Genomic DNA, 13015 nt, shown 5'->3' on the forward strand with positions numbered 1-13015 from the left:
CCGCTCACGCAGCATGCACCAGGGTCAGGCCCGCACCGGATGCACCGACGTCGGTGCGCACCGCGCCGTCGTGCATGGCATGCGCGAGTGTGATGGCGAGTTCGACGACCGGTGACAGGTTTGCGGCGACCGAACGATGCTGCTGGAGCGGAACATCGATCACTGTCGCCTCGGTGAGGATCGACGATTTCCATCCCATACCCCGCAGTGGTTGCAGCGCAGTACTCCGGGTGAGCGGGCGCAGAACCACCATCGGCGCCATGTCGTCGGCGTGCGCAGCCCACGCACCGATCGCCTTGGGATGCCAGAGCAACCCGTCGACAGTCACCTCCGGCATGACCGGGGTACCCGGCCCGAGGTCCTCATGCATGCGCGCCGGCGGCCGCTCGAACAGCAACAACCCACTCGGCCCGAGTGAAGCGAGGATTCGGGTGTCGCGCATATCGATTCCGGGCGCACCCAGTTCCGTCATCACGGTATCGGGCACCCAGACTGGGCCGACCCCGGCCACCGCCTCGCTGACGGCCTCGGTGGTGAGCACGCTGCGATGCACAGTCACATACATGTCGGCGTGTTCAAACGATCGGGCGTCGAGTTCGCGAAACTCGTCGGTGTCCTGCCGGCCGTTGGCCTTCATCGCGTCGAGCACCCGATCATAGTGTTCGAGGCGCTTCTCGATGTGTGCGAGGTGGTACGGCCATTCGGTCAGGAGAGTCCGGTAGGCCTGCACGAGACCGGAGTACACCGTCGGCGCCCAACCCGGGCCCCACGGCGAGATCTCCTGACCATCAGTCGCTTTCGCCTGCGCGAGCTGGTCCTCGAGACGCTTGCGTCGGCGCGGGGTAGGCGTCGCAGGCTTCGGGGTTGTGTGGTGTCGTCGTCCCATACGTTGCAGCGTAAGACCGTTCGGCACGAAGGCCGCTCCGGAATTCCACAGGCACGAAAAACGATGAACTCATCGGTTCACATTCGCGGCAAGCTCCCTCGTGACGACACCCTCCGGTGTCCGCACCGCCCATTGCGGACGGTGCGGACACTGGTACGTCGTGGCTTTCTCAGGTCAGCCGAGGGTGACCTTCGCGCCGCCGGAGAACATCGAGTCGTGCAGCTCGATGGCGGTGGGCACCGCGTCCTTGGGCATGTCGAAGACCACCTTGGCGGTCACAGTGTTACCAGGATTGATGTTGTCCCACACCGGGATATCGGAGCCGCCCAGGGCGATCTGCGCACTCGTGCTCGGCTCGAATTCGCGCCCCTGCGCGTCGAGCAGCTTCTGATCCGACGGGCTGAATCCGTAGGCCTTGTCGGAGATGTTCTTGACGGTCATCGTGACGACCACGAACTGCCCTTGTGCCTGCTCGGTGAGATACGGGTTGTCGCCGACGCTGGCGAGCCCCTTCTCGACACCGGTCACGACGAACTCGAATTTGCCGTCCCGCACCGGGGTGTTGAGCCCGGCCGCCTGCTCCCCGCCGCCGTTCGCGGGCGCATTCTGGGCTGCTCCGTTCTGCGCTGCTCCGTTCTGCGCTGGTCCGTTCTGCGACCCACTCGGAGACGAGTCGTCGGAGCCGCCGCTGGTCGCCACAGCGATGATGATGATCAGCACCACGATGGCGCCGAGAATCCACGGCCACTTGCGCTTCTTCTTGGGAGGCGCCGGAATCGGTTGCGGCGGAACCCCATAACCGGTCACACCGTACTGGGGTGCCCCGTACTGGGCTGCACCGTATTGGGGTGCACTGTACTGGGGTGCTCCATACTGGGGCCCGGCATTCTGGGCATTCGGATCCTGGGGAGTGGTCACGTCGATCCCCTTTGACTTGGTTCGGTAACCGGTCGGTACCGCCTCCCGACTCACTCAACAGAGAGGGTCCGACAATTCCGACGAATCTGTCATTCGACCGGATGACGCATGGGTCCCGGGCCCGTCATGCGGCCTTCGCAGTCACCTGCACCATCCGTCCCCCGTTGATCTCGACGAGACCGATGGTGTTGTTCTGCAACGCCTTTCCGACTCGACACAACATCTCGATCAACGGTCGCGCCCCATCGGGCACGTCGAAAGTGCTTCCGATCGGCACGCGCACACCGGTCACCTCGATCAGGGTCGACGACGCCCAATTCTCAAGCCGCGGCGAATGTGCGCCACTCCGACGAGCCAACGCCACCACCTCCAGCACCTCGTCGACCTCCCCTTCGTCGACACCGTCGTCGACCATCCCGTCGTCCTCGGGTTCGGCCGTCCACCACAGCACCGCGTCGACATCGACGTCCGGTGTCTGCGGACAGTCGCATTCATAGACCTCGCCGGCCTTGACGAAGGGTCTCGCGAACAACATCAGCCCTTTCGGAAGCAGACCGGCCAAGCCGAAGGTGTTCTGATCGGCGACATCGGTCACCGCCGACGCCACCGTCAGCGCCGACATCGGTAACCAGATCGGCGCAAGGCCCGAAAGCGCCTCGCTCGCGTCGACGCAGCGATTCGCCACCTCGTCCGCCATGCGATACATCGACAACTGAGCTCGCACTTCACCGAGCAGCCAGTCGTAGTCCTCGTCACCGGTCTCGCAACCCAGGCCGGCCAGCTCGTGGTAACGGGCGTTCAACGCTCGCAGACGCGGCTCCAAGTCTTCGGTCACCGCAGCGCAGTCACGCAGGATCCGGTCATAGGCGTCGGAAAGCTCATCGCGGAATACGACCATCCGTTCGGGTGACCACCGCGCCTGGAGCGATCGCGACGACGACCGGTTGGCGCGCCGCGCGTGCGACGGAGCGTGAGGAGCTCTGCGATGGCGTTTGCGTTTTCCCATGGCCGAGGAGACTAGGCGCATTTCGGGCATTCACCGCGAAGCTGTCCACAACCAGTGCGATGGGTCACAGACGATCCACAGGTTGATCGCAGACCGCCGACAACCTGCGGGTTCACAGTGGTTTTATCGCGTTCACCACAACTTGCGAACGGAGAGACCGATGAGAATGCACAAGCCCGCACCCGAGGTGCCGATGATCGTCCTCACCGACGATCGGGCCGTCCACACCTACGCCGACACGCTGTTCGACGCCGGGGTACCGCTGGCCGTCGTCAGCAGCACGTACTCCGACGTCGTGCCCTACATGCTCGGCAACAACGGCCATACCGTCGCGCTCGTCGCCGATGTCGACGACCCCGAGCAACTCGCCGGCGCCATCGTCACCGTCGAACGCCGCCTCGGCCCAGTCGGTGCGGTGGTCCGCTACGCCACCGACCTTCCGGCGACCTCGGTATCCTCGGCCGCCTGACCTGCAGATATCGTGGTGCTGTCAGTCTCCGACACCACGCGTAAGCCGACGTAAGCGCGACGACAGCCGCACCGGGCACAGTGGTGTCCATGACTACAGCACTGCACACCAGCCCGGCTCCGGGTGGCGCGGCTCGGACCACCGACCTCGCCATCGACGCCCACGGCCTGGTCAAGACATTCGGTAACAACCGCGCCGTCGACGGCGTGGACCTGGCCGTCCCCACCGGTTCGGTCTACGGCGTCCTCGGCCCCAACGGCGCCGGGAAGACCACCACGGTCAGCATGCTGGCCACCCTCCTGAAACCCGATGCGGGGTCGGCGACGGTCTTCGGATACGACGTCGTCTCCGACGCGGTCGCGGTCCGCTCGCTCGTCGGTGTCACCGGGCAGTACGCCTCGGTCGACGAAGACCTCACCGCCACCCAGAACCTCGTCGTCTTCGCCCGGCTCCTCGGATTCTCCCGCAAGGCCGCGAAGTCACGCGCCGAGGAGCTCCTCGACGAGTTCTCCCTCACCGACGCCGCCGACCGGCCGCTGAAGAACTTCTCCGGGGGCATGCGTCGCCGCCTGGATCTCGCGGCCAGTCTCATCGACACCCCGCCGCTGCTGTTCCTCGACGAGCCGACCACCGGCCTCGATCCCCGCACCCGCGCCCAGATGTGGGACACCATCCGCAATCTCGTCCGCGGTGGGTCGACGGTGCTGCTGACCACCCAGTACCTCGACGAGGCCGACCAACTCGCCGACCGCATCGCCGTCATCGACCACGGTCGCGTCATCGCCGACGACACCGCCGACGGGCTCAAGAACTCGATCGGCGCGGCCACCCTGCAGCTGCGGCCCGCGGACCGCGCCGACGCCCCGCGCGTCGCGGAGATCGTCGAGCAGATGCTCGGCGAACCCGCTGCACTGTCGGCCGAGGCCGGCCGGGTCTCGGCGTCGTTGCACCGCCCCGACCTCGTCCCCGACATCCTCATCGCCATGCGTGAACAGAACATCACCGTCGACGAGATCAACGTCCAGAAGCCCAGCCTCGACGAGGTGTTCATGACGCTCACCGGCAAGCCCGCGGAGACCGACACCGACACCTCCACCGATGACTCCACCGAGGAGACCCAGTCATGACCACCACACTCAACCGGACGTCCACCGTGTCGGCCATCACCACGCGCGAAGTCCGCGACAAGGTGAAAACCTCTGTGAGCCTTGGTGAAACGATCCGCCAATCGTTCACCATGGCCTACCGCGGTGTGCTCAAGATCCGGCACAACCCCGAGCAGTTGTTCGACGTGACGCTCCAGCCGATCATCTTCACGCTGATGTTCACCTACATCTTCGGTGGCGCGATCAGCGGCAACATCCACTCGTATCTGCCGGTGATCATTCCGGGCATCATGGTGCAGACGGTGATCACCACCTCCATCGTCACCGGCACCCAACTGCGTGAGGACATGGACAAGGGTGTCTTCGACCGATTCCGGGCCCTGCCCATCGCGCGGATCAGTCCGCTCGCCGGCGCACTGCTCGCCGACATGATCCGCTACCTGATCGCCACCACACTGACCATCGTGATGGGCATCATCATGGGCTGGCGCCCCGACGCCCTCGGCGCCATCGGTGCCGCCCTGCTGGTCATCGTGTGCAGCTTCGCGATCTCCTGGATCTTCGCACTGATGGGCTGCCTGATGAGCAAAGCCTCAGCCGTGCAAGGCATCTCGATGCTGATCCTGTTCCCGTTGACCTTCATGTCCAATGCCTTCGTCCCGGTCAGCACCATGCCGGGCTGGTTGCAGGGCTTCGTCAACGTCAATCCGATCAGCCATCTCGTCACCGCGGTCCGCGAACTGACCGCCAACGGACACATCGGGATTCACGTCGTATGGTCGCTGATCGGTGCGGCCGTCATCACCGCGGTGTTCGCACCGCTCGCGGTGCGAGCCTATATGCGCAACGCCTGAGTACCATCGGCACGCCTCGACGCCAGGATGGCCTGCAACTGTGCGGCCGCCTGGCGTCGGGGCAGGTCGGCGACCGGACCGGTCTGCGCCTTCCACTCCTCATCGGACAGACCCGACAGTTCTTGCATGTGCTCAACGGTGTAGACGAAGCCCGGGTAGTCCCGACGAGCCCGTAGTCGCTGCGACAGCACCATGAGTTGGGCGCCGTCGCCGCGCGTCTGCGGGTCGGCGCTCAGGACATATCCTGCGGCCAGGGCCATCCCCCCGGCCTGTGGCGAATCGTGCCAGCCGAGCGCGGAGAATGTCGCCGCCACACCGTCGCCCAGGATCGGCAGATAGCCGCGGGCCAACTCTGTGAGACCCACTCGCATCAACCCGATCACCGCCACGCTCACCATCATCAGCACACCGGGGTCCTGTGCCCCGAGGGGATGCTCGCGCATCACCTGCTCACCGGCCCGTCGATAGAGATCACCGGCGAGATCGGTGTCCCCCTTGGCGAATCGGTACTCGGCGTGGGCCAGCATCAGCGCCGCACCGAGTTCGGGGCTGCCCTGCGGATCGGGCTGATCCGGCGTCCACCCGTCCGAGACGACGTCGAGCTCTATTGCCGCAGAATCCATTTCACCGAGTGCGATCAGAGTCACGACCAAATACGTTCGGGTCTGCATCTCGTCCTCGTAGGCGCCGAGGCGTACGAGTTCGACGATGCCTCGGCGATAGTGACGCACCGCATCACGCCACAGCATCTGTTGACCCAGGACGCTGCCGACACTGACCTCGACCATCGCCGACATCCACGTGTCGCCGTTCGCCTCGGCGCGCTTCTGCAGGGTCACCCCGTCGCGCAATGCACCCTCGAGGTCACCCATGTTCTCTCGGATGTTCATCCGCGCGGCCATCGCCGCGGTGGCCACCCGCTCCTCGGCGACCCGTGTGCCGCGGACGATGTGGCGCATGGCCTCGAGGGCAGTACGGCTGAGCGCGCATGCCGCGATCAGATCGGTCGGTTCGTCGTAGGCGTGATCGGGTCGGTGCAGCAGGCGCAGGTGATAGCGGCCCTTCGCCAGCGCACGCAGATCACGGCGCATCACCTGGTGGGCGAGCGCGGCGAGCAACGACGCCTCCCAGTCTCGCCGCACATCGTCGGCGACCATGCGCGGTGGCGTCGGGATCACCGCGAGAATCCTTGTCCCCCAGTTCAACACCTCGGCATGCAACCCCCGCGCCATCCACAGGCCGGAGAGCACGGGGAAGACCCGGATGACGGTCAGGAAGGTGTCGGTCGGGGCGCCGGAGTGCAACGACGGCTCGCCGGCGCTCAGGCGGTCGAGGCAACTGCGCATCACCCAGACGAGGTTCTCGGCGTCGGCGGCCACCGCGCCGAGCAGCACGTCGTCGATACCCTCGTCGTAGCGTGCGGCCGCGTCGACGCAGAATTCGCGGGCCCACCGCCACATCCGGTGGTCGACCTCTTCTGACTCCTCCGGGCGGGTGCCGAGCTTGCCCTCGCCGAATTCGCGCACCGTCTCCAACATTCGGTACCGCACGCGTCCACCGCTCTCGGTGACCTCGAGCAAGGACTGGTTGACCAGTGCGGCGAGCGTGTCGTCGAGCCGGAATCCGCGGTAGCCCAACACCGTTGCGGCCGCGTCGGTGGTGAATCCCCCGGGGAATCGGCACAACCGGCACAACGCGGTTCGTGCGTCCTCGTCGAGCAGTTCCCAGCTCCAGTCGATAACCGCATAGAGGGTGCGGTGCCGATCGGGCGCGCTGCGGTCGGCACCGCGCAACAGTGCGAACCGTTCGACGAGGCGATCGGCGATCTCCTCGACGGTCATCGTGCGGATTCGGGCGGCGGCCAGTTCGATCGCCAGCGGCAGGCCGTCGAGGTGACGGCACAGCGCGGCGACTCGGTCCGGCGGCAACAACGCGTCGGGCCTCACCGCGCGGGCACGGGTGACGAACAGTTGCACTGCCGGTCCGGCCTCTCGCGCGTCGAGGGTCGGTAGCAGGTGGATGCGCTCGGAGGGCAGCATGAGTGGTGAGCGGCTGGTGACCAGGATCCGGATGTGGTCGTCGGCGGCGAGTAGGTCGGCGACGATCTGGGCGCACCGGTCGATGACCTGTTCACAGTTGTCGAGGACGAGCACCGCGTCGCGCCCGCGCACGGCGTCGAGCAGCCGGTCGTGCAGGTCACCGACGCTCATGCGCGGGCGGTTACCGCTCAGATCGGACTCACCGACGCCGAGCGCCGCAGCGATCGCCGGGACCACGTCGTCGTCGGCGCGGATGGGCGCCAGCGGCACATAGAACACCGAGGCGCCGGCATCGACGAGGCGGTGGCCGACGCGGTTGGCCACGCGGGTCTTGCCGACCCCACCCGGGCCCTGGATGGTCACCACCCGACTGGTCTCGATGGCCGACACGATGGCATCGACGTCGCCGTCGCGACCGATCAGCTCGGTGGTGTCGGCGAGCAATCCGGTGCCCCGGCCGCGGCGCACGGTCCGGGGCGTCTCGGCCGACGCCGGGGCCGGGGCCGAAGTGTCGGTGCCGCTGAGCAATTGGGTGTGCAGCGCACTGATCTGGGCGCCCGGATCCACCCCGAGTTCGGACGAGAGCCGTCGACGGAGTCCGGTATAGACCGCGATGGCGTCGGCGACCCGACCCGCGGCGGCCAGCGCCCGCATCAGATCCAGGTGTGCCGACTCGTCGAGAGGATCGGCGAGGCAACGCTTTTCGGCGATCGAGCGGGCTGTGACATCGTCCCCGGCAGCCATGGCCGCGGTGTAACGGGAGCGGTCGAGACGATCGGCGACCTGCCGGGCGCGGGCGGTCAGCTCGTCGATCAACCCTCCCGGTTCGTCGGTACCGAGATCATCTCCGGGGGTCCCGCGCCACCAGATCGCCGCGCGCTCGGCATCGTCGGTGGAGGTGATCATCTCGGTGACGACGTCGAGGTCGGTGCGACACCCGACGAGCCGGTATCCGCTGCCCGAGCCCTGCAGGTGGTCGGCGCCGAGCAACTGCCGCAACCGGGAGATCTGGGTGTGCAACGCCGAGGTCGGCGACCGGGGTGCGTCGTCGCCCCACACGTCGTCGATGAGTCGCTCGGCCGATCGGGTCCGTCCATCGGCCAGGGCCAGCGAGGTCAGTAGGCGCTTGGCACGAAGACCGGGCACCGGCGTGGCCTGGGGTCCGTCGGAGTCCGAATCCGGGTGCGGCGCAGCGATCACCGACACCGGACCGAGCAGTCCGATGATCACCTCCCCGTCATGCGCCACCCCGCCAGCGTAGTGGACTCCTCGGACGGGCAGACGCATCGCGCACTGCACGGGGAGGCGATGGCCTAATCTCGACTCATGGCGCGCACCTACGACCTCGAACCGTTCGACCTCGACTTCTTCGACACGGCACCGATCTCCTACCGCATCGACATCAACATCCCGGTGTCCCCGCAGCGCGCGTGGGCCGAACTGACCCGGCAGAACACCCTGGACTGGTGCAAGGCGATCAAGTCGATCGAGTTCACCTCGGCGGCCCCCTACGGACTGGGCACCACCCGGCAGGCCTCACTTGCCCCCGGCTACGTCACCCTCTCGGAGGTGTTCTTCGACTGGACCGAGGATGCCGAGAATTCGAGCTACCACAACGCTTTTCGCGTCGCGAAGGTCAATGTCCCCGGGATGCGGCGCTTCGGCGAGTACACCGAGGTCACCCCGGCGGCGGTCGGGTCACGCCTGGTGTGGGCATTCGCCCTCGAACTCGGCCCGTCGTCGCGGGCACTGAACGCGTTCTCCAACCCTGCCTCGGTGCCGGTGTTCAAGAGCATCGAATCGGACACCCTGCGGCACTTCGCGCATCTGACCCCGCAGGCCTGACCCCGGATCGGGCGCTCTGCCCCCTTCGAGGCCTTGCCGCCCCTACGGTTCAGCGCAGGAAACCTGCCTGTGCCAGCGCCGCCCGCACCGTCGCCTGGTGGTCGGGCCCTCGGGTCTCGGCGCTCACGGTCACCTGGACCTGCCCGAGCGCGAGTCCCTCGGCGACGCGTGAATGGACCACATCGACGACGCTGGCACCCTGATCGCGCAGCATTTCCAGCAATGAGATCAGGCCCCCGGGACGATCGGGCACCGTGGCGGTGACGGTGAGGAAGCGTCCGGCAGCGCTCAGTCCGGTCGTGGTGACGTGGCTGAGCACGAGCGGATCGATGTTGCCGCCGGAGGCCACCACGCACACCGGCCCCGACAACTGCCCGCAGACGCCTTCCACCACCGCCGCGACCCCGGCGGCTCCCGCCGGTTCGACGAGGAGCTTGGCGCGCTCGAGCATCAGGAGCAACGCGGTTGCCAACGCGTCCTCGTCGACGGTGACGACGTCGTCGACGAGTTCGGTGACATGGGCGAACGGAACCTCCCCCGGTAGTGCCACCGCGATGCCGTCGGCCATCGTCGCCATCCGCGCCGCGGCCGTCGGCGAGCCGGCGGCCAACGACTGCGGCCACGCGGCCGCGTCGGCGGCCTGGACACCGATGATCCGTACGTCGGGGCGCACGGGTTTGACCGCGGCGGCGATCCCGGCGAGCAGCCCGCCACCGCCGAGCGGCACCACGATCGTGCCGACGTCGGGCATCTGCTCGCAGATCTCCACCCCGACGGTCGCCTGCCCGATCACGATGTCGCGATGATCGAACGGGTGGATCAGCACTGCCCCGGTTCGCTCGGCGAACTCGCGTGCGGCAACCAGGGATTCGTCAATCGTGGCACCAACCAGCTCCACCTCGGCGCCGTAGGCGCGGGTGGCGGCAATCTTGGGCAGGGCTGCACCGACCGGCATGTACACCCGCGAGGAGATCCCGAGCCTGCTCGCCGACCACGCCACCCCCTGCGCGTGGTTTCCCGCACTGGCCGCGACCACACCACGTTCGCGCTCGGCCGGGCTCAGCCGGCTGATCCGGTAGTAGGCGCCGCGCGGTTTGAACGAACCGGTGCGTTGCAGGTTCTCGCACTTGAGCCAGACCTCGCGGTCGGCGCGCTCGCTGAGCACCCGGGAGGCAACCAGCGGGGTACGGCGCATGACGCCGCGCAATTCGATGACGGCGTCGGCGATCTCGGACGCGGTGATCAGCATCGGCGTCGCTACTGCAGTGCCTGCTCCAGGTCGGCGAGGATGTCGTCGACGTCCTCGATGCCGACCGACAGCCGCACCAGGTTGGCGGGCACCTCGAGCAGCGAGCCCGCCGTCGACGCGTGGGTCATCGCGCCGGGATGCTCGATGAGTGACTCGATCCCGCCCAGGGATTCGGCGAGGGTGAACACCTCGGTGCGTGCGCAGAACTTCTGTGCCTCCTCGATGCCGCCGGCGACCAGCACCGACACCATCCCGCCGAAACGCTTCATCTGCTTGCTCGCGACCTCGTACCCCGGATGCATCGGCAGTCCCGGATAGAGCACGCGGTCGATCCGGTCGTGCTCGGACAAGAACTCGACGACGGCTTCGGCGTTGTCGCAGTGCTTTTCCATCCGCACCGCCAGCGTCTTGATGCCGCGCATGGTCAGGTAGGCGTCGAAGGGCCCCGGTACCGCACCGGCCCCGTTCTGCAAGAAGGCGATCGCGTCGTCCAGTTCGGCGTCGTCGGTGACCAGGGCGCCGCCGACCACATCGGAGTGCCCGCCGAGGTATTTCGTCGTCGAGTGCAGCACGACGTCAGCCCCCAGCGACAGCGGCTGCTGCAGATAAGGAGTGGCAAAGGTGTTGTCCACCACCAATTTTGCGCCGGCGTCATGGGCGATCGCGGCGGTCTGTTCGATGTCGCCGACGTTGAGCAGCGGGTTGGTGGGAGTCTCGACCCACACCAGCTTCGTCTGCGGGGTGATCGCCGCACGGATGGCATCGGCGTCGGTGACCGGCGCGACCGAATAGGTGATGCCCCACTGGGAGAAGACCTTGTCGATGAGCCGGAAGGTGCCGCCGTAGGCGTCATTGGGGATGACCAGATGGTCCCCCGGGCGCAGGCACGCGCGCAGCAAGGCGTCGGTGGCGGCCATCCCGGAGGCGAAACCCCGTCCGTAGGTGCCGTGTTCGATGGCGGCGATGTTCGCCTCGAGCACCCGACGCGTCGGGTTGCCGGTGCGGGCGTACTCGAATCCGTCGCGCATGCCGCCTACGCCGTCCTGGGCGAAGGTCGAGCTGGCATAGATCGGGACGTTGACCGCACCGTTGAGCGGGTTGGGCTCGTAGCCGGCGTGGATGGCGTCGGTCGCGAAGCCGCGGGGACGCTGCTGGGAACTCACGGAATAACTCCTCGTCGGTGGACGTCGGGGGAGCCGGTGTCAGCCGGCGGTGATGGTCGGGTGGGTGCTGACGAAGGCCAGCAGATCGTGGCGGGTGATCACGCCGATCGGCTTGCCGTCCTCGACCACCATCAGCGCGTCGGTGTCCGAGAGCGACTTGGTCGCCGCCGACACCGGCTCACCGGAACCGATGAGCGGGAACGGTTCTCCCATGTGCGCCGACACCGGGTCGGCGAGGCTGGCGCGGCCCTCGAACACGGCGCTGAGCAGATCCCGCTCGGTGACCGCTCCGGCGACCTCGCCGGCCATCACCGGCGGCTCGGCACCGACGACCGGCATCTGCGACACCCCGTATTCACGGAGGATCTCGATGGCGTCGCGCAGGGTCTCCGACGGATGGGTGTGCACCAGGTCCGGCAGTGCGCCGGTCTTGCCGCGCAGCACGTCGCCGACGAGTGGTTCGGTGGCCTTGGCGTCGAGGGGGGTCCGCAGGAAGCCGTAGCTGCTCATCCACTCGTCGTTGAAGATCTTGGCCATGTAGCCGCGGCCACCGTCGGGTAGCAGCACGACGACGACGGCGTCGGGGCCCTCGCGCTCGGCGACCCGCAGCGCCGCGACCACGGCCATCCCGCACGATCCGCCGACGAGCAGACCCTCCTCACGGGCCAGACGTCGCGTCATGTCGAACGAGTCGGCGTCGGAGACCGCGATGATCTCGTCGGGCACGCTCGGGTCGTAGGCCTCCGGCCAGAAGTCCTCGCCGACGCCCTCCACCAGGTAGGGCCGTCCGGTGCCGCCGGAGTACACCGATCCCTCGGGGTCGACGCCGACAACCTTTACCGCTCCTCCGGAGACCTCCTTGAGGTAGCGCCCGGTGCCGGTGATGGTGCCACCGGTGCCGACGCCGGCCACGAAGTGGGTGACCCGGCCGTCGGTGTCGGCCCAGATCTCCGGTCCGGTCGTCTCGTAGTGGCTTTGCGGCCCAGCGGGATTCGCGTACTGGTTGGGCTTCCACGCACCGTCGATCTCGCGGACCAGCCGGTCGGAGACGTTGTAGTAGCTGTCGGGATGCTCGGGTGCGACCGCCGTGGGGCAGACGACGACCTCGGCGCCGTAGGCGCGCAGCACGTTGCGCTTGTCCTCGCCGACCTTGTCGGGGCAGACGAACACACAGTGGTATCCGCGCTGTTGTGCAACGAGTGCCAGACCGACCCCGGTGTTGCCCGACGTCGGCTCGACGATGGTGCCGCCGGGCTTGAGTGCACCGGATTTCTCGGCGGCCTCGATCATGCGGAGCGCGATGCGGTCCTTGCTGCTACCTCCGGGGTTGAGGTATTCGACCTTGGCCGCCACCAGCCCGGAGCCGGGCGTGACCACCGAATTGAGTTTGACCAGGGGCGTGTTGCCCACCAGGTCGACGACGTGATTGGCGATGCGCATACCCTCCATGGTCCCAGAACCGTCTCCGCCGTTTCCATCC

The 13015-nt window shown here is 67.4% G+C and carries 11 protein-coding genes; 4 read left to right on the top strand and 7 right to left on the bottom strand.

The annotated features are described in order from the left end of the window. Positions 1 to 4 precede the first annotated feature (4 nt). The 3 genes from QNM97_RS15970 to QNM97_RS15980 form a co-directional block, all read right to left on the bottom strand. Complete coding sequence (locus QNM97_RS15970; protein WP_283819335.1) at positions 5 to 886, bottom strand: hypothetical protein; 882 nt, start codon at positions 884 to 886, stop codon at positions 5 to 7. Between the two features lie 174 nt (positions 887 to 1060). Continuing rightward, positions 1061 to 1804, bottom strand: coding sequence for a DUF4352 domain-containing protein (locus tag QNM97_RS15975; RefSeq protein ID WP_283819336.1), 744 nt, complete (start codon positions 1802 to 1804; stop codon positions 1061 to 1063). Between the two features lie 124 nt (positions 1805 to 1928). After that, the gene (locus QNM97_RS15980; protein ID WP_283819337.1) at positions 1929 to 2702 is read right to left on the bottom strand and encodes a hypothetical protein; all 774 of its coding nucleotides are present in this window, start codon (positions 2700 to 2702) and stop codon (positions 1929 to 1931) included. A gap of 274 nt (positions 2703 to 2976) precedes the next feature. Between QNM97_RS15980 and QNM97_RS15985 the strand changes: the two genes are divergently transcribed. The 3 genes from QNM97_RS15985 to QNM97_RS15995 all read left to right on the top strand — a co-directional run bounded on the left by QNM97_RS15985 (position 2977) and on the right by QNM97_RS15995 (position 5239). After that, positions 2977 to 3279, top strand: a complete 303-nt coding sequence (locus QNM97_RS15985; RefSeq protein WP_283823223.1) for a hypothetical protein — start codon at positions 2977 to 2979, stop codon at positions 3277 to 3279. 89 nt (positions 3280 to 3368) lie between these two features. After that, on the top strand, positions 3369 to 4406 hold the full coding sequence (locus tag QNM97_RS15990) for an ATP-binding cassette domain-containing protein (RefSeq protein WP_283819338.1): 1038 nt from the start codon (positions 3369 to 3371) through the stop codon (positions 4404 to 4406). Next, positions 4403 to 5239: an ABC transporter permease gene (locus tag QNM97_RS15995; RefSeq protein WP_283819339.1), complete on the top strand. Its 837-nt coding sequence runs from the start codon at positions 4403 to 4405 to the stop codon at positions 5237 to 5239. Before QNM97_RS15990 ends, QNM97_RS15995 begins: the two co-directional genes overlap by 4 nt. On the opposite strand, the gene QNM97_RS16000 is transcribed toward QNM97_RS15995, so the two are convergent. Then, a complete protein-coding gene (locus tag QNM97_RS16000) occupies positions 5221 to 8526 on the bottom strand; it encodes an AfsR/SARP family transcriptional regulator (RefSeq protein ID WP_283819340.1) in 3306 nt (1101 codons plus the stop codon). The two genes, QNM97_RS15995 and QNM97_RS16000, sit on opposite strands and share 19 nt — an antisense overlap. 78 nt (positions 8527 to 8604) lie before the next feature. Between QNM97_RS16000 and QNM97_RS16005 the strand changes: the two genes are divergently transcribed. Continuing rightward, a complete protein-coding gene (locus QNM97_RS16005) occupies positions 8605 to 9123 on the top strand; it encodes an SRPBCC family protein (RefSeq protein ID WP_283819341.1) in 519 nt (172 codons plus the stop codon). Positions 9124 to 9172: 49 nt separating this feature from the next. Here QNM97_RS16005 and ilvA read toward each other — a convergent pair whose 3' ends face one another. From ilvA to QNM97_RS16020, 3 genes are read right to left on the bottom strand one after another with little or no spacing between them, the layout of a single operon-like run. Then, positions 9173 to 10372, bottom strand: a complete 1200-nt coding sequence (gene ilvA, locus QNM97_RS16010) for a threonine ammonia-lyase (protein ID WP_283819342.1) — start codon at positions 10370 to 10372, stop codon at positions 9173 to 9175. An 8-nt stretch (positions 10373 to 10380) separates the two neighbouring features. Beyond that, positions 10381 to 11535: a cystathionine gamma-synthase gene (locus tag QNM97_RS16015; RefSeq protein ID WP_283819343.1), complete on the bottom strand. Its 1155-nt coding sequence runs from the start codon at positions 11533 to 11535 to the stop codon at positions 10381 to 10383. Positions 11536 to 11574: 39 nt separating this feature from the next. Beyond that, positions 11575 to 12975, bottom strand: a complete 1401-nt coding sequence (locus QNM97_RS16020) for a cystathionine beta-synthase (protein ID WP_283819344.1) — start codon at positions 12973 to 12975, stop codon at positions 11575 to 11577. Between the last annotated feature and the right edge of the window lie 40 nt (positions 12976 to 13015).

The organism is Gordonia sp. L191 (genome assembly GCF_030077625.1).
GTDB lineage: Bacteria > Actinomycetota > Actinomycetes > Mycobacteriales > Mycobacteriaceae > Gordonia > Gordonia polyisoprenivorans_A.

Bases quoted from the DNA above. Each gene is read 5' to 3' on its own strand.
- QNM97_RS15990 (WP_283819338.1), top strand. From the start codon at position 3,369: ATGACTACAGCACTGCACACCAGCCCGGCTCCGGGTGGCGCGGCTCGG.
- QNM97_RS16005 (WP_283819341.1), top strand. From the start codon at position 8,605: ATGGCGCGCACCTACGACCTCGAACCGTTCGACCTCGACTTCTTCGAC.
- QNM97_RS15970 (WP_283819335.1), bottom strand. From the start codon at position 886: ATGGGACGACGACACCACACAACCCCGAAGCCTGCGACGCCTACCCCG.
- ilvA (WP_283819342.1), bottom strand. From the start codon at position 10,372: ATGCTGATCACCGCGTCCGAGATCGCCGACGCCGTCATCGAATTGCGC.
- QNM97_RS15985 (WP_283823223.1), top strand. From the start codon at position 2,977: ATGCACAAGCCCGCACCCGAGGTGCCGATGATCGTCCTCACCGACGAT.
- QNM97_RS15980 (WP_283819337.1), bottom strand. From the start codon at position 2,702: ATGGTCGTATTCCGCGATGAGCTTTCCGACGCCTATGACCGGATCCTG.
- QNM97_RS15995 (WP_283819339.1), top strand. From the start codon at position 4,403: ATGACCACCACACTCAACCGGACGTCCACCGTGTCGGCCATCACCACG.
- QNM97_RS16020 (WP_283819344.1), bottom strand. From the start codon at position 12,975: ATGCGCATCGCCAATCACGTCGTCGACCTGGTGGGCAACACGCCCCTG.